The sequence below is a fragment of the Chitinophaga sp. W2I13 genome (genome assembly GCF_050434005.1).
In the GTDB taxonomy this organism is placed as follows: domain Bacteria; phylum Bacteroidota; class Bacteroidia; order Chitinophagales; family Chitinophagaceae; genus Chitinophaga.
The window spans coordinates 2,367,375-2,386,926 of sequence record NZ_JBNPWD010000001.1; the positions used below are offsets into that span (position 1 = coordinate 2,367,375).

The window sequence follows — 19,552 nt, forward strand, 5'->3', positions numbered from 1 at the left end:
ATATGAAATAATTAAGTTATCTAATGCTTTTCTTTTGCCTAATCTCCTTGATCACCCAATTAGGTGTGGTGAATGATACTTTCTTTCAGGTAAGGATGATTCTTCGGAACCAATGCAGCTTTAGTCAGCTGGTTAGATACCAGGAAGATGATCAGTCCTACGAAACCGAGTCCGAGTCCGAATTCATACCAAGGGAATACCAGGGTTTTAACGGTACCTGGGTAAACCATTTGCCAGAAATCCAGCCAGTGACCGAAGATGATCACAATAGCGATGAAAACGATGGCAGTATAGTTACGTTTGGTGTCCCTTTTCATCAGGAACAACAACGGAGTAACAAAGTTGATCAGGAGGTTCAGGAAAAAGATTGGTCTCCACTGGCCCCAAACACGCGGCTGGAAGTATTCAGTTTCTTCCGGCATGTTGGCGTACCAGATCAGCATGTACTGGGAGAACCAGAGGTAAGTCCAGAAAATGCTGAATGCAAACATGAATTTACCCAGATCGTGCAGGTGCTCTTCCGTTACATAAGTGAGATAACCGTGTTTTTTCAGATATACTACGAACAGTGCTATCAGCGACAGACCGGATACCCAGGTGCTGGCGAAAGTGTACCAGCTGTACATGGTAGAGAACCAGTGTGCATCGATACTCATTAACCAAACCCATGGTGTGGTAGATCCAACGCTCAGGGTAAATACTACCAGGAAGCCACCGCATACAACGGTATTTCTCCAGAGTAATTTACGGCCTGTTTCAGGACGCAGATCCCATCCATCTTCTTCGATAGACATTTTGCGGAGCTTCAGGGTAAAGAATATCCAGAGGCCCAGTGTCAGGATAGTAGCTACGGTAAAGAATCCTTTGTTCAGGAAAGCAGATTTCCAGGTCAGGATCTTATCCTCCGCTACGTGATGTGCGTTTACCCAGTGGTAAATATCTTCTTTTCCACCAAAAACAAGGATCATTACAATCACAAATAAAATGGCAGACAAAACAGGAACGGCCATTGAAATCGCTTCAGGTACACGGCGGAAAGCAATCTGCCAGCCACCATGTGCCAGGGTAGTGGCAGCTATAAAGAAGGTGCTCGCCAATGTAATCAGCAAAAAGAAGCTGCTGTTTTGCAACAGACCGGCCCAAAACCGTGTCGCGTTCTCACCTCGAAACGCAATTAATCCGATCAATAACGTCAGCAAGCCCACGCCCATTAACACGAAGCTGGTCTTTTTTAATCTTGCCGGTACTACAAATTGGTCTTTCATTACTGTATATTAAAATACTTGATTGAAATTCAGTTTAACTCATTTATTTAGCTGCAGTGCTATCGTTAGCAGGAGCGGCAGACGGGGCGGCAGCACCTGGCTGTTTACTCTTGATATAAGCAGCAATCTTCCAGCGCTGGTCTCTGTCGAGCTGACTGGCATAACTACCCATCATGTTATAACCATAAGTCATTACATGGAACAGGCGGCCTTCTGTGTAACCGGATTTTGCACCGGCAATCAGGTTGGCAGGAGCTGCAGGATAAGGTCCATCTCCACCTTTGTACAGCGGACCATTACCATCTAATGCAGTACCATGACAGATACCACAGTAGATATTAAATAAACGTTCGCCTTCCTTCAGATCAGATGGCGTAATAGTTAATGGATTCTTTACCAGATTAGCCAGTGCCGTATCTGATTCTTTCAGATGGTATGGCAAAAGTTCTCCTCTTTTTACTGTTCCTTCCACTGGCTTCAGGCCTGACAAACGAGCACTGTAAAATTCATACGCACGGGATTCATACATGTCTGGCATATAAATCCTGCCGGGCTTTCTGTTATGCTCCCCCCTGTTACAGGCTGCCAGGAAAGCTCCAGTTGCCAATGCGGCTACAATCAATATGTTGGAAGTCCTTTTCATCAGAAATTATTTATCTAGCTTTCATTAGTTCTTGCTTGCTCAAATCCTAATGTCGCAACGGTATGTTTTAGCTGTTATTTTAATTAAGCGTTTGCGGTCTGAATCTTACGGAGATAAGGCTCATCGTCCTTATCGTATCTTCCGAACCACCATCCTGCTTCAGCCTTCTGCTCATTGATATCCTGTGCACCTGCAGCAGCGAGGAAGCTCTTTACTTCTTCCGCATTGGTTTTTTCTGTCAGCTCTATTACCATCACAAACTTATCGTCTGTTTGTCTTGGATGGAAGATGTGTTTCTTTACACCCGGCATTAACTGGCACAGATAACAGAAAGTCATCACCATACCCACCGCCGCAAATAATACGGTCAGCTCAAAGGTGATAGGAATGAAAGCTGGTAACGGGAAATGTGGTTTACCACCAATGTTCAGCGGCCAGTCTACATTAAACACCCAACTCATGAAACCCAATGCTGTAGTGGTACCAGTGATACCATATATGAAACCGGCTGTGTGCAGACTGGTTTCTCTTAAACCCATTGCATGATCGAGGCCGTGAACAGGAAAAGGAGTGTATACATCGTGCAATTTGTATCCTGCAGTGCGTACTTTCTTTACTGCCGGAAACAATACCGCCTCATCGTCAAACAAGCCTACAACAAATTTTTTAACAGCCATATATTTAAAAATTCAAATTCCAGGTAATAAGTTCTCTTAATTCATCTATTAATGTGCGTGAGCCACATCATGAGCAAATTTCTCTGCAGGCTCTTCTTCGTACACTTCCATTTTCTCCTTGTAGTTCTGACCGGATGTTTTCAGGATTGACTTGATTTCAGCCAGTGCAATTACAGGGAAATATTTAGCAAACAGGAAATAGCAGGTAAAGAACAAACCGAAAGTACCCATGTAGAAACCTACTTCAGGCCAGGACGGACGATAGTATGACCAGCTGGATGGCAGGTAATCGCGGTACAGTGAAGTACAGATGATTACGAAACGCTCGAACCACATACCAATGTTCACAATGATGGACATTACGAAAGTCACCATTACATTTCTTCTCATTTTACGGAACCAGAATACCTGCGGCGTTACCACGTTACACGTCATCATGATATAATATGACCATCCTAACGGACCGGCAGCACGATACTTGAAGAAAGTAGCGAACTCGTAAGGGTTAGCGCCATACCATGCCATGAATAACTCAGTCAGGTAAGCACAACCTACTACAGAACCCGTTAACACAATTACCTTGTTCATGGCTTCCATGTGACCCAGGGTAATGTATTCTTCAAGATGTAATATTTTACGTGTAATGATCAGCAGCGTTTGTACCATCGCAAATCCGGAGAAGATCGCACCCGCCACAAAGTAAGGAGGGAAGATGGTAGTATGCCAACCAGGAATTACAGAAGTCGCAAAGTCAAAAGATACGATCGTATGTACAGACAATACCAGTGGAGTAGCCAAACCTGCCAGTACCAGCGACAGCGCTTCATGACGTTGCCAGTGCTTGGTAGAACCGGTCCAGCCGAATGCTGCTACACCATATAATAACTTGCGCAATTTTGTTTTAGCCCTGTCACGAACACTGGCGAAATCCGGAAGGAGACCAGAGTACCAGAACAGCAGGGATACGGTAAAATAAGTAGAGATCGCAAATACGTCCCAGAGGAGCGGAGAGTTAAAGTTAACCCATACCGGACCGCGGGTATTTGGATAAGGCAGAATGAAAAACGCCATCCATACACGACCCATGTGAATGATCGGGAACTGACCGGCGCACATTACCGCGAAGATCGTCATCGCTTCCGCCGCACGGTTCACCCCTGTACGCCAACCCTGGCGGAACAGCAGGAGGATCGCGGAAATCAGGGTACCGGCGTGACCAATACCTACCCACCATACGAAGTTGGTAATATCCCAACCCCAACCGATGGTTTTATTCAGATTCCATACTCCGACACCGAAATAGATCTGCCAGAACACGGAAAAGGCACCAAAGCCCAACAGTGTCAGGGAGATGAAAAAGCCTACATACCACAGTTTTCCGGGCTTCCCTTCAATGGGACTAATGATATCTTCCGTTACCTGGTGATAATCCTTAACCCCGTCTACCAAAGGTTCTCTCAGTGTGGATTCGTATTTTAAATGCATATTCTATAAGCTTTTAGCTGCTAGCTTCTAGCTACTAGCCCTTGTCTTTTGTTATGATCTCAGATTCTGTTCTTTCTGTCTTTTTCTTAACGGTTACCGGTTAAGACCATTACGCGTGATGCGCTTCTTCCTTGTGAGCAGACTCTTTTTCTGCTTTAGGAGCGGCATCCTTGTTTCTGATCTTCGCCAGGTAGCTGATAGATGGCAGTACGTGTGTTTCTTCCAACACATAGTACATCCTGTCTACCTGCTGCTCGTTACGAATCTTATAGATTTCGCTGTTCTTGTCGTTGATGTTACCAAATACAATCGCATCAGCGCCACAAGCTTGCTGGCAGGCGGTTTTAGCAGCTCCATCTTTCAATGGGTGACCAGCTTTCTTCGCATCCAGTTTCGCTTCCTGTAAACGTTGTACGCAGAAAGAACATTTTTCCATCACACCACGGCTACGAACCACTACATCCGGGTTCAGTACCATGCGCGTCAGGTTATCGTTCATATCAGCTACATCGTACAGGTTGTTTTCAAAGCTGTCAGCACCATTCCAGTCTCTCCAGTTCAGGCGACGTACTTTGTAAGGACAGTTGTTAGCGCAGTAACGGGTACCGATGCAACGGTTGTAAGCCATCTGGTTAATACCTTCAGAGCTGTGGTTGGTTGCGCCAACCGGACAAACGTTTTCGCAAGGCGCGTTATCGCAATGCTGACACAACATCGGCTGGAACACCACTTCCGGATTCTCTTCATCCCCGCTGAAGTAACGGTCGATGCGGATCCAGTGCATTTCATGCGCTTTAGCCACCTCTTCTTTACCTACAACAGAAACGTTGTTTTCTGCCTGGCAGGCAATTGTACATGCACCACAACCGAAACAGGTGTTCAGATCAATAGACATGCCCCATTTGATACCAGGGTAGCTGTAATTAGGATACAGGGTAGCATCCTTGCGGAAGTCAGGACCAAATTTCTTCAGTTCCAGTCTGTCTTCGTTTACCTCTTTAGGGTTCTTGATGAACTCTTCCAGGGTAGTTTCTTTAACGATCGGACGACCTTCGTAACTATTATGTGTTTGCGTTAAAGCAACAATTTCCTTTTGACCGGTAGCCTCTACTGTTGCGTCAACAGCGAAGTAGTCGAAGTTCTGACCATTGAAGCTAACAAGCGGATAAACATTTTTACCGATACCACCGGCAGCTCTTCCTACATTATTGCTCCGGCCGTAACCTACTGCAATAGCGATTACTTCAGGGTGCATACCCGGAACAATCAGCAGCGGCAGTTCGATTTCTTTACCGTTGGCTTTAACCTTCAGCACTTTCTTCTCTGCGTTGATTTCGTAATCATCACCTAATTGAGTAGAGAAAGTTTTAGCCAGTTTGTTGGAGATACAGGCGTAGTTACCCCAGGTAGAACGGGTGATCGGATCAGGCATTTCCTGTAACCATGGGTTGTTGGCAGATCTGCCGGTACCGATAGCTACTTTTTCATAAAGCACCAGTTCCAGTTTACCACCTTTCTTGGCACTGCCGATCTTCGATGCAGCACCGGCAATATCACCGGCAAATGTAGCACCACCTAAAGCAGGAGCTGCAGCTGGTTCAACAATACCATCCTGTAATGCTTTATCCCATGCTTCCTGTCCGCCCAGTTTGCTGATCCACTCATTTTTCAGGTAGTCAGCCCAGGTAGTAGTAGTGTTACCAGACCAGGTGAGGAGGGTATCCTGTATAGCGCGTGTTTTAAACAGCGGCAGGATAGTAGGTTGGGCAAAGCTATAGTAACCTGCTCTTCCTTCAGCATCGTTCCAGGATTCCAGGAAGTGATGATCAGGAGCTACATATTTACACAGTTCAGTTGTTTCGTCATTTCTGTCGTTAAAGGATACCGCGACTTTCACTTTCTTCAGACCTTCTGCGAATTTCTGAGATTCAAAGTAGTCGTAAGCAGGATTAGCGCCATAAATCAGTACAGCACCGATGCTGCCTGCGTTCATATCGCTTACCAGTTTGGTCATGTCGCTGTCGATACCCTGTCGGTAGTTGGATGGAGATGCGAAATCGATGGTAGTACCATTGGCGCCAACGATGTTGTTGATGGCGTTTACAATGATCTGTACATTTACATCGTTAGAACCGCTTACTACCAGTGCTTTACCGGCATTGGCCTTCAGTGATTCCGCTGCTTTTTTGATACCATCTGCTACACGTTTGTCAGCAATAGCCGGAGCGGTAACGCTGCCGCCAACTGCTGCCAGCAGTGCCAGTGCTACTGCACCGGTTTCAGAAGGTTTGTGTGTATATCTTTCGTCCGCGTTTGCACCGGTAAGGCTCATATGGCTTTCGAACGCGAAAAGTTTGGACATTTCGGGTTTCTGAGCATTGATCTTACGGGTAGAAGAAAACTGGCGGGCATATTCAACAGGGTTCAGCCAGGTTCCGATAAAGTCTGCACCTAAACTCACTATCGCTTTGGCATTTTCAAAGTGGTAGGAAGGAACAACTCTTTGACCGTAAGAGGCTTCATTTGCCTGCAGCATACCGGAGTAAGAAACTGCATCGTATACTACGTGGCGGGAGTTTGGATATTTTGCCAGGAACTCGCCGATCACTTTTTTGGTAGTGGGGCTGAGTAAAGTAGCGCTTAATAAAACAACAGGAGCACCGCCTAATCCGGCCAGTGCTGCACCTACTTGTTTATCCAGTTCTGCCCAGGTTGTTTCCGTACCACCAATAGATGGGAAACGGAGACGGGCAGTATCATACAGGCTTAATACAGCGCCCTGTACTTTGGCGGATGTAGCGCCCTGTGTGATAGCTGATAAAGTATTCCCCTCCATTTTGATGGGACGACCTTCGCGGGTTTTCACCACAACCGGTACGTATTCGCCATCAATGGCGTAAGAAGAAGCATAATAATTGGCTACACCCGGGGTGATCTCTTCCGGTTTGTTTACATACGGAATCGCTTTCTTAACCGGTGTTTCACAGCTGGCAGCAATAGCGGCTGCAGCGGTGGTGAACCCCAGATATTTCAGAAAATCCCTGCGGGGGGTAGTAGCATTCAACAGGCCTTCACTCTCGAACGGAAGTTCTTCACTGAATTCATTCTTCACAATTTCCTGATGCGCATCGGTATTGTGCAACTCCTCCAAGCCTTTCCAATACTTTTTTTGCTCCATGTTATATTAACGAGTTACGTTTATAAATTTGATATCTTCTGATTAAGAGAAAATCTCTCTAAATCCTTCCTAGTAGTGACATTTTTGACATTCAGTACCACCTACCATCTCAACTGTTACGCTATCGATCTTCTTATCTTTAATATCCTGATGAAGCTTTTCGAAGATGCTGTAATAGTTGTTGTCCGCAAACTGCACTTTGGTAGTACGGTGACAGTTGATGCACCATCCCATAGAGAGATCGGCAAACTGATGTACTTCATCCATTTCGGTGATGGCACCGTGGCAGGTTTGACATTGTTGCTGACCGGCAACCACGTGTTGAGAGTGGTTAAAGTAAACGTGGTCAGGCAGGTTGTGGATTTTAGTCCATTCGATCGGTCTGCCTGGCTTGGTATATTTACCAGCTTCAGGATCCCAGCCTACGTAATCGTATAATTTTGCAATTTCAGCAGTACCATCTACCTTCTTACCTTCTGCAGTTGTCAGCTCAGGACCGGAGTATTCCTTAATGGCCTTGTGACAGTTCATACAGATATTTTCAGAGGGGATCATTGCATGCTTGCTCTTCTCAGCACCGGCGTGGCAGTACAAACAGTTGATCTGGTTGATACCCGCATGCACCTTATGGCTGTAGAAGATAGGTTGCTCCGGCATATAGTCTTTCTGGCGACCCAGGCCGATAGCCCCCTGAATAGTGAAGTAACCGCCTACCATGAACAGCACCAGGATAATCAGCGCCAGGTAAGCTTTATTTTTGTAGAAAGGAACAGGGTCTGGAGTAGGAACACCCTCTTTATCACCCGCCAGCTTATTCAGGTTGCTGTTGATCTGCATGAGGATCAGCGCTACTACTGCAAGGATCAGTGTGATGATACCAAACAGTAAACTGTTGTCATTGCCTTTGTCTTCAGCACCTTCAGTTGCACCAGCTTCAGCAGGTTTGGCGCCTCCGGGAGTTTTCGCTTGCTCAACTTTTACGTAAGCCAGGATGTCGTCAATTTCCTCGTTGGATAACTGGGGAAACGGCGTCATCGCTGTCTTGTTGTACTCCTGGTACAGAGCATTAGCATACTTATCTCCCGTAGCCAGTACAGACGCAGAGTTGTGGATCCACTGGTGCAATAATTTCTTATCGGGCCAGCGATCTTCTACCCCCGCTAATGCAGGACCTGTCAGCTTCTTATGGACATTATGGCAGGAAGCGCAATTTGTTTGGAATAATGCTTTACCCTTCGCTGGATCCGCTGCCTTAACAGAAGAAAACGGAATTACTATACTAGCGCATAGAATAAGCACACTCACAAAATGCTTGCGCAAAAGAATGGAAACACGACGATACACAGCCTATATAGTTTAGATTTGACCTAAAGTTTCTTAAAAGTGCCAGCAAAAATAAGACAGAATGTTGACAATTTACCAACAATTAAAAAAAATTATTGTCTTATAGAATGCTGTTTTTAACCCGTTTTTTGAACAACGATTGAGCTGAAAGTCTTGCTGCTGGCCTATTTAAACACTTTGTTTAATATTTCCTTTCAAAACTTATTATTTTAATTGAAAGTTCAATTCCTCTGTGGGCGCACGTCTACATCATAACGTGGGGCAAGGTTTGCGGGGATATAATTATAATATATGCAGATGAAAATCAAATAGTGGTCCCCTATATCCTTCAACACACAATATAATATATTATCTGTCAGCGCAGTTAATTTCTGCGAGAGTTGTTATTTTTACCTTTATAACCTGCCGGCGGACCAGAATGTTCAATCCACCACCGAAAAAATCGCTCCCATGAAAAAAAGTATCATATTCCCCGTTTTGCTTACCGCCTTCGTGGCCTGTAATAATAATGCCTCCACCACCCCAAAACGATAGCACCACGCAAAAAAGCACACCGGGTATACCCCCCCCCGCCGTGATAACCGGCACCTACCAGGGTACCCTCCCGTGCGCCGACTGCCCCGGTATGGACTACCAGATCAGTTTGTTTGACGATCATACGTTTCATGAACTGGTGGCTTACCAGGGAAGAGGACAGGGGATAGCCTCCGTGGAAACCGGTACCTGGAAACAAACCTCCGACTCCACCGTAATGCTTCAAAAGAAAACGGACAGCACCTCCTTCCTCGCCTCTGAAGGAAAACTCCTCCTCCTCGATACCAAAGGCAAACGGATTGAAGGTGTGCTGGCCAGCAACTATATCCTCAAGCCGGTAGAGGGTGGCGACCGCAGGCAACTGCTCGCCGAAAAGACAAAAGCCGGCATCCGGTTCACCGCCAACGGCAACGAACCCTTCTGGAGCCTCGATCTTGATAACAAAAAAATACGTTTCAACAACGTTAACGGCGACAGCCTGCAGGCAACCCTGCCCCCTGCAAAACCCAATACCGATACTTTAAAGGTGTATACCACACCGGATATCACGGTAAGTATCCGCAACACCGTTTGCACCGACGATATGAGCGGACTGATGAAACCCAATACCGTACAGGTTCAGGTGAAAGACAAAACATACCAGGGCTGCGGGGAATATCTCAAATAAGGATCAAGTCCACCTCAACTCCCCATCAAGTCCACCTCAAAGGCGTGTCAAAGGCTGGTATAAAGCATGCCTGAAGCGTATTCCAGGCATGTTGGGGGCGTCTTTATATTCATTACTTTAAATCCCTGCTAAATTATCTATTTTTGTACCCTACTCAAACAGTAAGAGATTTTGAAAAATATTGCCATATTCGCATCGGGTGCAGGAAGCAACGCGCAGAAAATTATAGATCATTTCAAACAGTCAGATAAGGCCAGGGTTACCGTAATTGTATGTAACAAACCCGGAGCCGGTGTTTTACAGATTGCCGAACGCGAAGGCATTACGAGTATACTCATTGAAAAGGAGGCCTTCCTCCATTCAGATAAATACATCCAGTTATTAAAAGAGCAAAAGATCGACCTGGTAGTGCTGGCCGGATTTTTATGGAAAATCCCCGCTAACCTGGTACAGGCTTTTCCTAACCGCATTATCAATATCCATCCGGCCCTGTTACCAAAATTTGGCGGGAAAGGAATGTATGGACATTTTGTGCACGAAGCCGTTATCGCTGCCGGAGAAAAAGAAAGTGGGATCACCATCCACTTCGTGAACGAGAAATACGACGACGGGGAAACGATCCTGCAGGAACGCATTATCATTACACCGGAAGATACGCCCGAGTCGGTAGCACGTAAAGTACAAGCGCTGGAACATCAGTGGTTTCCGGTAATTGTGGAACGATTATTGACCGGTTCTGAAAGCTGACAAACGCCCGGATGGAGGTCCTGAAGCCAGTCTAACCCTTACAACTGTATGAAAAAGACACTGCTGTTAATATGGTTATCCTGTTCGTTTATTTTATCATCCTCTGCCCAGGATGGTAAAACACAATTGAGCAAAAACACCTTTCTTAAAGTAAATCCCACCACCTTAATTAATGAACTCGATATTTACCTGGAACAGGAAATAACTGATAAATTCAGCCTGGAGGTAGGTATCAGTGGTATCTATACCGATTATCCGGATTATGTGCTGGCGAAAAAGATTGACATCGGCCAGAAAAAACCAGACATCAGTACGGAACAATTTGTGGACGGCCGGGGCCTCGGCTTCCGCGTGGGTGCACGCCTGTACCTTATTTCACAGGAAATGTCGCCCTCCCGCGCAGCCGGCACTTACTTTGAACCTGTATTATTCGTTAAAAAGGTGTTCTATCCTAATGAAGACAATACCTTCAGTAATATTACCTACACTAACTCCGGCGATAAAACCGTAATTGGCCTGCAGCTTTTAATAGGCCGGCAGTTCAAAAAGGACCGCTTTATCCTGGATCCCTTCATCGGCGTAGGTATCCGCAGTAAAATCTATAAATACAGTACCTATCATTTCGATGACGACAAAGTATCACTGAACGATGGTAAAATGGTCAGCATACTGCCAAGTCTCCAGATAGGTATTAAAATGGGACTTAAACTATGGTAATCTTCCCTAAAACGGTACAATCACTTTAGCGCTGAAATTTCTGCCCATGTTATATATGCCCAGCCGCCCATTGGGGGAGGAGCTGTAGTATTCAAAATATTTCAACCGGTTCATATTGGCCTGGTAGGCTACGTTGGCCACATTATCCAGCTGCAGGAATACTTCACACACCGTTTTCCCTTTTTTGTTAAGAATACCCGAACCGACGCCTATATTGAAAAGAGTATATCCCGGCGTAAATGTTTCAGTATCATCCACCCCGTAAAAATGGGGCTGGTCAGCGATAATATCAGCCTCCACACGGGCATAGGCTTTGGTGAATATCCCATAATTGCGTTGGGTGGTTGCCTTCAGCTCGCTGCGTATATGCGTGGGGGGTATAAACGGCAGATACCGCGCCTCGTCGCCATGCGTACTAATCAGTTCCATATTCCGGTTACGCCCCTGCGTGTAGGCGATACTGTTATTCATAGTCAGCCAGGCAATACTCCGCGGATGGAGATTCACACTCACTTCCGCTCCAAATAACCTCGCGGCAGATTGCTGGTACTTGTAAGTAGCGTTACCTGGCACAATTACCACCGGGTTGCCAGTATTATCATATAGCTTTGCCTGGTAGATATAGTTCTCAATATTATTGTTAAACAACTCCACACTGATATCCGCATCCGGCAACCAGGCCTGAATGCCAATATCTTCCTGCAAACTGAACTCCGGCTTAAATCCACGGTTTCCCAGGTATACAATATGCGCCCCCGGATCAAGACCGTTGGAGCCAATCTCTGTGATATTCGGGGCACGGTAGCCCCTTGCAATGTTAGCCTTTACCAGCACCCGCTCGCTGATGTTCCAGGTAGCGCCCAGGCTGCCGGAAATACCGGTATACTGATGACTGAAAGAAGGGAACTGCAGATGGGCTCCCGCGGTATCCGGCAACTGCGCATGCTGCTCAAAGCCATTCTGTTTATTGGGTCCCACGTAGAAATCATTCCAGCGGATAGAGCGGTTATCGTAGCGGATACCACCCGATACATCTACTTTACCAAAAGACTTCCTGGCAAAAATAAATCCGCCTATGTCAAACAGGTTATAATCCGGAATGGGGAAATCGGTGCCGTTCTTACTTTTATTCGACTGGTACATACCGTTTACCCCTATGGTTGTTTCCAATCCGTTCATTACCGGCAAATTGTAGCGCACATCATAGTTCAATGTATTCAGCACCACGTACAGCCCAGGCTGCTCAGGCATCTCCGGGTGATTATACTCCCGCCGGATACTTTGCTGCACGCCAATCATGGTATTAACATCGCCGGTACCCACATTCCATTTGGAATGGTTATACACGCGGTAATGCTGGATACGCTGATGCAACGGGTTAATGGTGTAAGTGCGCAGCTCATTTTCCGGCACCAGTGGCCGGTCTTTTATATCATCCCCACTGTCTTTCACTTGCTTTGTAAACTTGCGGGTCAGGGAATCACGGCTGCCATCAGGAATTTCCTGTGTATTGTCATAAAGTGTAGCGCCGAACTGGGAATGCCCCCACGATTTATCTACCCTTGCCAATGCCGTGAGATTATACTCCCGGAAGGCCGTGCCGTATACAAACCCATCCACACTGTTGCGGTAATTATGCGCTGCCTTTACAGTGCCCCGCAATACATATTTCCAGTCGTTTTGCCGGTAAGCCAATCCAAGTGAAGAACCTATCATCCCGTTATTACTGTGGTAATCAGTGAGAAAGCTGCCCTGTAATTTTCCGGGTGTCAGTTCCGGGATGTCGGGGATCATGTTGATCACGCCGGCCAGGGCATCGGAGCCATAGGTAAGACTGGCAGGGCCTTTCACCACTTCCGCCCGTGCAATGCCGTATTGGTCTATTTCAATGCCATGTTCATCCCCCCATTGTTGTCCTTCCTGCCGTACGCCATCGAACAGCGTCAGTACACGGTTGTAGCCCAGCCCACGGATAAATGGTTTTGAAATATTGGGGCCGGTGGTTACCGCGCTTACACCCGGTACTCCTTTAATAATAGCATCGATGATGTTATTATTTACGTTCATATTCATTTCCCTCTTACCAATAACGGCAATGGGTATAGGATTTTTCCGGACAGCCGTGGCGCGGGATACACCGGTTACTACTACTTCATCTAACTTCGACAGATCCTCTTCCAGTGAAACATTCAATACCGTTGTCTGACCTGCGGTAATTTGTTTCTTCAGCTTAACCGTTTGGTATCCTACCATTGATATTTTGATATCATAAGTACCTGCTGCCAGGTTTTTTATATTGAAAATACCCTGCTGGTCGGCAGTAGCGCCGGTACGCAGAGCAGGAATGGCAATGTTGGCAAATTGCACCGGCTTCCCCTCTTTGTTCACCACCGAGCCTTTCACCATGCCTTGCTGGGCATATGCTGTAGTAATGATTAATAAGAAGAATAGTAATGTAGATACTTGTTTCATGCGTATAAGTAATGTAGGTTTTAAACTTTAGTATAGTGTTTTCACGGATAGTAACAATGGATCACACTTCCAATTTAATTTTCAACAAAACTATCTTCTATTTTTATACTTGTCTTAATTATTTTTTAGATTAGTCTAAATATCAAGAAAAGGATCTTTAAAAAGATGACCATCCCGGAAATTTGTAATCTCGGATTCTGTGCACAGGCAGCTGTCGAGATCAATGATGATATCATGCGTATCCAGCCCCTGGCCTATGATTACCAGTTCATTATACCTGTCTGCAAAGCGGGTATCCCAGCGGTTGGTGATGAGTTCATAGGTTTCGGGATCCATTTGCCATTGCCCCCGGGGAATGGCACACCACCAGTAGCCCGCCTTTTCTGCGCGCAGTGATCCGCCGGCCTGGCTCCAGTTCACCGCTATATCCGGCCGCGAAGCCAGCCAAAACAATCCTTTACTGCGGATAATATTACCAGGCCAGCGTTCATTGATATACTGCCAGAAGCGTTCCGGGTGAAAGGGTTTGCGGCTGCGGTATACAAAAGAAGAGATGCCGTATTCTTCCGTTTCAGGGGTATGCTCATTTTCCAGTTCGGCCTGCCAACCGGCACTTTGGGAAGTGGTGTCAAAGTCAAAAAGACCGGTGTGCAGTATTTCATTCAACGGCACCTGGCCTTTGATTGATTCCACGATGCGGGCAGTGGCATTTAGTTTACGCAGTACGGCTTTCAGGTTGCCCAGTTGGTCTTTTGTTACCAGGTCGCATTTATTCAACACAATCACATTGGCAAACTCCACCTGGTCGGTCAGCAGGTTCACAATAGTGCGCCGGTCAGCCGCATCATCCGTTAAGCTTCTGTCCTGCAGTAACGACATGCTGCTATAGTCGCCGATAAAATTATACGCATCCACTACCGTCACCATTGTATCCAGCTGGCTTACCGTAGTAAGGTCAATGTTGTTGGCTTCATCCTGGTAGCAAAAAGTTTGCGCCACAGGTATTGGTTCCGAGATCCCGGTAGATTCTATCAGCAGGTAATCAAACCGTTTCTCGGCGGCCAGTGCAGCTACTTCCTTCAGCAGGTCTTCCCTCAAAGTGCAACAAATGCAGCCGTTGCTCATTTCCACCAGGCGTTCTTCCGTTTTGTGCAGCGTATTTTCATTCTTCACCAGTTGCGCGTCGATATTCACTTCGCTCATGTCGTTAACAATAACGGCTACACGAAGATTTTCGCGGTTGTGCAGCACGTGATTAAGCAGCGTAGTTTTCCCCGCGCCGAGAAAACCACTCAACACCGTAACAGGTAATTTTTCCATGTGTGATAAGTTATATTGCTATAGGACTGTGTATTTTAGTTGTGGCACTGTTTATAAGTCCCGGGTGATACGACCCTGCTGTTTTACAATCAAATTGTTATAATCCCTCTGCTGTCAAATGCTGTTTACCGGATGATGGCCCCAGGTGATTATGAACCCCGTGTTTCCCATTGACGCATTGCTTACAACGCTTCAGGTTTAATATATGCGCAGTCGTTACTCCCGCCGCGCCGGCAAAGATGATAGCGGGTGTCCAGAACCCGCCGGCCACCCCGAAGTGCCCTCCCACTAACAAGGCAAATCCCGCGGTGAAGATCAGCAGCGGCGCTATGCGCCGGTGAAGTCTGAAATACCCGCGCCCCAGCGATAAACAACCCACGCCAAAGGAGAAAGACAACAAGCCATACTCCAGCATTTCATTTTCCAGTACATGCGATCCTATCAATGGTAATACCGTGAGCAGCAAGGGGAGTAAGGCACAGTGCACGGCGCACAACAGGGATGCCCCTATTCCAATAGTGTCCAAACTCATCTTCTTTAAAATATTCACTTCCATGTTCCCATTTTTTCTATCCGGACAAAACTACGTAAATTTGCAACAATGTTGCAAATTAAAATATCTCTTATCTTCAGATAATTTATTTTTTCAACTATAAAATGTTGCAGGCGTGTTAAAAAAATAAGAGATGGGTGGTACTGATGGGCATCTGTTAACTATGTGCTACCTTTGTATATCGAATAAAACAAGGAATCATACCTATGTCGAAGAAAGCAATTATACTGATTTCATTTTTTGTGTTGTTGAGCGCAGGCTTCCTGACCTATGCGGGTTATATTATTAAGGGAGAAACAGGCACCTTCTTTGGAAAAGATAAATTGCCTCACCTGGGCGCGCCGGGACATACCATCCCCGGCTTTTCCTTTACCGACCAGGATGGCCGCACAAAAGCGAAGGCAGATGTTGAAGGCAAGATCTATGTATCTGAGTTCTTTTTTACCACCTGCACCGGTATTTGTCCGAAGATGAATGCCAACATGGATAGGGTATATGCGAAGTATAAAGACAATCCCAACTTCCTGATCCTTTCGCATACGGTAGATCCCGAACACGACAGCGTACCGGTACTAAAGGCATATGCCGCCAAACATGGCGCTGATTCCAAAAACTGGTGGTTCCTCACCGGCGATAAGAAACAGCTTTACCGGTTGGCCAGGCAGGGCTACCTGGTAGACGATGGCGTATATACCGGGGAAGAAGACTTTGTACATACCCAGTGGTTCGCGTTGGTCGATAAAACAGGACAAATCCGCGGTTTGTATGAAGGCACAAAAAAACAGGATGTAGATAAATTGATTGAAGACATAGACCGTTTAATGGAAGAATAAAGTTTTTTTTCATCATGGGCACCAAACAACAAATAACAGAACGAATTGGCAGTATACTGCGCGAAAGCAAGCTGAGTGTAACAGAAACCCGGACAAGGATCCTGGAACTGTTCATGAAAAGCAACGGTGCGCTGGAACATAGCGATTTTGAAAAGCTGGCCGGTCAGTCGTTCGACCGTGTAACCGTATACCGTACTTTACAAACATTCCTCGACAAAGGAATCATTCATAAAATACCCACTACAGATACATCTGTACGCTACGCTTTATGTAAGTCGGAGTGTTCAGAGCACCATCATCACGATCATCATATTCATTTCAAGTGCGAAGAATGCGGCAATACGATTTGTTTAGATGAAACTGATGTGCCGCAGATACAGCTTCCCAAAGGTTATGCAGCGCATAATGTGGAAGTAGTGGTGAGTGGGGTTTGTAAATCCTGTAAATAAAAAAATGCCTTTGTTAATGCCGCTACGCGGAACGTTAACAAAGGCATCCTTACTATATCTTTTCTATCTCCGCTTTCACAAAATCGGCCAGCTCCTTCACATAGGCCGGAGAAAAATCAAATTTAATTCCTGCGGCTTTATACAACTCAGGCAACGTTTTGGTATTACCTAAACTTAACGCCTGTACGTAATTATTCAGCGCCTGGGTTTTGTTTTCCTTGAATTGCTTCCACATGGCAATAGCGCCTAGCTGTGCAATACCGTATTCAATATAATAGAAAGGTACTTCAAACAGGTGGAGTTGCTTTTGCCAGGTGATGGCGCGGTAATCTTCATGACCACTCCAGTCAACCACAGCAGGGGAGAACTCATTCAGTATTTCGAGCCATTTGGCGGTTCGTTCTTCTGTAGTGTGCTGCGGATGTTCGTAGATCCAGTGCTGGAACTTATCGATGGTGGCAATCCACGGAAAAATGGTGATGGCTCTTTCCAATTGCTGCAAGCGTGCACGGCGGAGCTGTGTTTCATCATCAAAGAAAATGTTCCAGTAGTCCATGGTAAATAATTCCATGCTCATGCTCGCTACTTCCGCAATCTCCATTGGGTATTCCTTGAAGGCGCTGAGTGCGAGGTGATGACTGAGGAAAGAGTGTACCGCATGCCCACCTTCGTGTACCATGGTGGTAAGATCTTTCATTTGGCCGGCGGCATTCATAAAAATGAAAGGCACGCCTGTTTCTGCCAGCGGGCAGTTATAGCCTCCCGGCGCTTTACCGTTGCGGCTTTCCAGGTCGAAGCGCCCCATTTGTTTCATTACCCGGAGGCAATTGCCAAAGAAGGGGCCCAGTTCATCAAAAGTAGCAATGGCTTTATTCACCAGCTCTTCACCTGTATGGAATGGCTCCAGTGGCTTCACGCCCACTGGTTCTGCCTCTGTGTCCCACGGGCGCAGGGTGTCCAGCTGCAGTTTGGCTTTTTGCTTTTCCAGGATCTGTTGTACCAGCGGAACAATGTGCGCTTTAATGGCTTCATGAAACTGGAAGGCATCTTCTTTTGTATAGTCGAAGCGACCGAGTTCTTCGAATTTATAATCACGGTAATTTGCGAAGCCGGCATTCTTTGCTACCTGGTCGCGTTTTAAAATCAATCCGGTGTACAGGTCATCCAGTGCTTTCCTGTCTTCCAGGCGGCGGGCGCCGGTTTTGGTGAACACTTCTTCCCGCAGGGAGCGGTCGCTGTTTTCCAGGAATTTAGCAGCCTGTTGCAGGGTATATTCCTGGTCTTTTACTTTGATGGTCATTTTACCTGCAATAACACCGTACTGTTGCGCCATTACGCTCAGTTCCGCCTGGATAGGAATGTTTTCCTCCCGGAACAGTTTCACCTGTTTCTCTACATTGCGGAGATAGGTTTTATACAGGTCGGGGTCTAATCCCTTTACAAACGGACTTTCCAGCAGTTTTTTATTGAGCGCATCTGCATAGGGTTGCAGTTTGGGCTGAATTTCCATACAGAAGTAGGCAAAGGCTTCTTCGAGCGATTTATCGGTGATATCGCAGGTCATGCGGATCTGGCGCCAGCAAGCGTCTTCACTGATCACTGCTTCCAGTTCACTCATGTCTTTCAGCCATTTTTCCAGGTCGTGCACACTGTTGATTTTTCTTTCCTTCAGCGCTTCAAAGTAAGGCTGCAGGGTATCCCAGGTGGTTACTTTAAAATCTTCCGGAAGAAATGTACGCGGTAGTTTCTTTATATCTGCACTTAGTTTATCCATGCTATCTGCTATTTTTAAATTTTTCGGATGTAGAAATTTAGGCAATTTTACGCTAATGCCCGGTGTTTCCGGCTAAAAGAATCGTTAAATATCGGAAGGCTAAAACGATTCAGGCTTCTATTTACAGAAAATGATCTCTGTAAATAGAAGCCTGAAATATTTTGCCGGCAGATGATTGTTTTGATCATCAAACCGCCCGGATCCTTACTATTCTTCTGTTTTCTTCTTGCGTGGCTTAGCAGCTTTTTTAGGCTCTTCACCTTCTGCAGCCGGTGCGTCATCTTTCTTAGCTTTGGCTTTCTTAGGTGCTTTTTCTTCAGCGCCTGTTTCGCCTTCTTCTTTTTCAGCGGCCTTTTTAGCGCGTGGCTTCTTAGGCTTTTCTTCTGTAGCTGCTTCTTCAGAAGCTTCAGGAGCTGCTTTCTTCTTTTTCTCCGGAGCAGCGGTTTCTTCTACTGCCACTTCTTCCACTTCTCCTTCACCTTCGGCGAGGATCTCATCAAATTTCAACAGATCGTTTGCTTTGAGGATACCAAACCATTTTACCATCTTCTTCATATCACTCACATACACTCTGTCTTCATCGAATTCAGGGAATACGCTTTTGAAATAAGCTTTGATAGCATTGTTGTCTGCTTTACCGGCTACAGGCGGGTGTGCCGCTGCCTTTTCCTCCATGGCCTTGAATACCTCAGCCAGGTTTACGTTTTCGCCGGTAGTGAATACTTCAATACTTTCCAGTGGAGTAAAATTATGCACGCGGGAAGATACAAACCTTGTACTTTTATCTTCCAGTGACCTTACGATGGCGCCATCTTGTTTACTGGCTACTAACTGAAACAAACCGCCCAATCCGGTTACTGCAACAATTTCTCTGTACTGCATGTTCAAATTTTT

General features: G+C 46.1%; 16 protein-coding genes. 5 read left to right on the forward strand and 11 right to left on the reverse strand.

Features of this window, described 5'->3' with window-relative positions:
* Positions 1–59 precede the first annotated feature (59 nt).
* The 6 genes from QFZ48_RS09625 to QFZ48_RS09650 all read right to left on the reverse strand — a co-directional run bounded on the left by QFZ48_RS09625 (position 60) and on the right by QFZ48_RS09650 (position 8,592).
* Complete coding sequence (locus QFZ48_RS09625; protein ID WP_429062099.1) at positions 60–1,265, reverse strand: quinol:cytochrome C oxidoreductase; 1,206 nt, start codon at positions 1,263–1,265, stop codon at positions 60–62.
* A 43-nt stretch (positions 1,266–1,308) separates the two neighbouring features.
* Entirely contained in the window at positions 1,309–1,908 is a 600-nt protein-coding gene (locus tag QFZ48_RS09630) for a c-type cytochrome (RefSeq protein ID WP_370909117.1), read from the reverse strand.
* 83 nt (positions 1,909–1,991) lie between these two features.
* Positions 1,992–2,585: a DUF3341 domain-containing protein gene (locus QFZ48_RS09635; RefSeq protein ID WP_370909116.1), complete on the reverse strand. Its 594-nt coding sequence runs from the start codon at positions 2,583–2,585 to the stop codon at positions 1,992–1,994.
* 48 nt (positions 2,586–2,633) lie between these two features.
* Positions 2,634–4,070: an NrfD/PsrC family molybdoenzyme membrane anchor subunit gene (gene nrfD, locus QFZ48_RS09640; RefSeq protein WP_370909115.1), complete on the reverse strand. Its 1,437-nt coding sequence runs from the start codon at positions 4,068–4,070 to the stop codon at positions 2,634–2,636.
* Positions 4,071–4,179: 109 nt separating this feature from the next.
* Positions 4,180–7,248, reverse strand: coding sequence for a TAT-variant-translocated molybdopterin oxidoreductase (locus QFZ48_RS09645; protein WP_429043650.1), 3,069 nt, complete (start codon positions 7,246–7,248; stop codon positions 4,180–4,182).
* A 69-nt stretch (positions 7,249–7,317) separates the two neighbouring features.
* Entirely contained in the window at positions 7,318–8,592 is a 1,275-nt protein-coding gene (locus QFZ48_RS09650) for a c-type cytochrome (RefSeq protein WP_429062101.1), read from the reverse strand.
* Positions 8,593–9,100: 508 nt separating this feature from the next.
* Between QFZ48_RS09650 and QFZ48_RS09655 the strand changes: the two genes are divergently transcribed.
* The 3 genes from QFZ48_RS09655 (at position 9,101) to QFZ48_RS09665 (ending at position 11,257) form a co-directional block, all read left to right on the forward strand.
* Positions 9,101–9,793 carry a copper resistance protein NlpE N-terminal domain-containing protein gene (locus QFZ48_RS09655; RefSeq protein WP_429062103.1) on the forward strand — a complete coding sequence of 231 codons (693 nt, stop codon included), beginning with the start codon at positions 9,101–9,103 and terminating at the stop codon, positions 9,791–9,793.
* Between the two features lie 171 nt (positions 9,794–9,964).
* Positions 9,965–10,540, forward strand: coding sequence for a phosphoribosylglycinamide formyltransferase (gene purN / locus QFZ48_RS09660; protein WP_429043643.1), 576 nt, complete (start codon positions 9,965–9,967; stop codon positions 10,538–10,540).
* Positions 10,541–10,588: 48 nt separating this feature from the next.
* The gene (locus tag QFZ48_RS09665) at positions 10,589–11,257 is read left to right on the forward strand and encodes a hypothetical protein (RefSeq protein WP_370909110.1); all 669 of its coding nucleotides are present in this window, start codon (positions 10,589–10,591) and stop codon (positions 11,255–11,257) included.
* A 6-nt stretch (positions 11,258–11,263) separates the two neighbouring features.
* Here QFZ48_RS09665 and QFZ48_RS09670 read toward each other — a convergent pair whose 3' ends face one another.
* The 3 genes from QFZ48_RS09670 to QFZ48_RS09680 all read right to left on the reverse strand — a co-directional run bounded on the left by QFZ48_RS09670 (position 11,264) and on the right by QFZ48_RS09680 (position 15,605).
* Complete coding sequence (locus tag QFZ48_RS09670) at positions 11,264–13,729, reverse strand: TonB-dependent receptor (RefSeq protein WP_429062105.1); 2,466 nt, start codon at positions 13,727–13,729, stop codon at positions 11,264–11,266.
* 135 nt (positions 13,730–13,864) lie between these two features.
* Positions 13,865–15,049: a GTP-binding protein gene (locus tag QFZ48_RS09675; protein WP_429062107.1), complete on the reverse strand. Its 1,185-nt coding sequence runs from the start codon at positions 15,047–15,049 to the stop codon at positions 13,865–13,867.
* Between the two features lie 97 nt (positions 15,050–15,146).
* Positions 15,147–15,605, reverse strand: coding sequence for a MerC domain-containing protein (locus QFZ48_RS09680; protein ID WP_429043634.1), 459 nt, complete (start codon positions 15,603–15,605; stop codon positions 15,147–15,149).
* 203 nt (positions 15,606–15,808) lie between these two features.
* Here QFZ48_RS09680 and QFZ48_RS09685 point away from each other — a divergent pair, with 203 nt between their 5' ends.
* Both QFZ48_RS09685 and QFZ48_RS09690 read left to right on the forward strand, forming a co-directional pair.
* Positions 15,809–16,435 (forward strand): SCO family protein, encoded by a 627-nt coding sequence (locus QFZ48_RS09685; RefSeq protein WP_429043631.1) that lies wholly within the window; start codon positions 15,809–15,811, stop codon positions 16,433–16,435.
* Positions 16,436–16,449: 14 nt separating this feature from the next.
* Positions 16,450–16,884: a Fur family transcriptional regulator gene (locus tag QFZ48_RS09690; protein ID WP_079471705.1), complete on the forward strand. Its 435-nt coding sequence runs from the start codon at positions 16,450–16,452 to the stop codon at positions 16,882–16,884.
* Positions 16,885–16,936: 52 nt separating this feature from the next.
* Here QFZ48_RS09690 and QFZ48_RS09695 read toward each other — a convergent pair whose 3' ends face one another.
* Both QFZ48_RS09695 and QFZ48_RS09700 read right to left on the reverse strand, forming a co-directional pair.
* On the reverse strand, positions 16,937–18,658 hold the full coding sequence (locus QFZ48_RS09695) for a M3 family oligoendopeptidase (RefSeq protein ID WP_429043628.1): 1,722 nt from the start codon (positions 18,656–18,658) through the stop codon (positions 16,937–16,939).
* A 207-nt stretch (positions 18,659–18,865) separates the two neighbouring features.
* Positions 18,866–19,540, reverse strand: coding sequence for a DUF5606 family protein (locus QFZ48_RS09700; protein ID WP_370909104.1), 675 nt, complete (start codon positions 19,538–19,540; stop codon positions 18,866–18,868).
* Between the last annotated feature and the right edge of the window lie 12 nt (positions 19,541–19,552).

Coding starts and splice junctions, on each gene's coding strand:
- QFZ48_RS09625 (WP_429062099.1), bottom strand. CDS start 1,265: ATGAAAGACCAATTTGTAGTACCGGCAAGATTAAAAAAGACCAGCTTC.
- QFZ48_RS09630 (WP_370909117.1), bottom strand. CDS start 1,908: ATGAAAAGGACTTCCAACATATTGATTGTAGCCGCATTGGCAACTGGA.
- QFZ48_RS09635 (WP_370909116.1), bottom strand. CDS start 2,585: ATGGCTGTTAAAAAATTTGTTGTAGGCTTGTTTGACGATGAGGCGGTA.
- nrfD (WP_370909115.1), bottom strand. CDS start 4,070: ATGCATTTAAAATACGAATCCACACTGAGAGAACCTTTGGTAGACGGG.
- QFZ48_RS09645 (WP_429043650.1), bottom strand. CDS start 7,248: ATGGAGCAAAAAAAGTATTGGAAAGGCTTGGAGGAGTTGCACAATACC.
- QFZ48_RS09655 (WP_429062103.1), top strand. CDS start 9,101: ATGCCTCCACCACCCCAAAACGATAGCACCACGCAAAAAAGCACACCG.
- QFZ48_RS09665 (WP_370909110.1), top strand. CDS start 10,589: ATGAAAAAGACACTGCTGTTAATATGGTTATCCTGTTCGTTTATTTTA.
- QFZ48_RS09670 (WP_429062105.1), bottom strand. CDS start 13,729: ATGAAACAAGTATCTACATTACTATTCTTCTTATTAATCATTACTACA.
- QFZ48_RS09675 (WP_429062107.1), bottom strand. CDS start 15,049: ATGGAAAAATTACCTGTTACGGTGTTGAGTGGTTTTCTCGGCGCGGGG.
- QFZ48_RS09680 (WP_429043634.1), bottom strand. CDS start 15,605: ATGGAAGTGAATATTTTAAAGAAGATGAGTTTGGACACTATTGGAATA.
- QFZ48_RS09685 (WP_429043631.1), top strand. CDS start 15,809: ATGTCGAAGAAAGCAATTATACTGATTTCATTTTTTGTGTTGTTGAGC.
- QFZ48_RS09690 (WP_079471705.1), top strand. CDS start 16,450: ATGGGCACCAAACAACAAATAACAGAACGAATTGGCAGTATACTGCGC.
- QFZ48_RS09695 (WP_429043628.1), bottom strand. CDS start 18,658: ATGGATAAACTAAGTGCAGATATAAAGAAACTACCGCGTACATTTCTT.
- QFZ48_RS09700 (WP_370909104.1), bottom strand. CDS start 19,540: ATGCAGTACAGAGAAATTGTTGCAGTAACCGGATTGGGCGGTTTGTTT.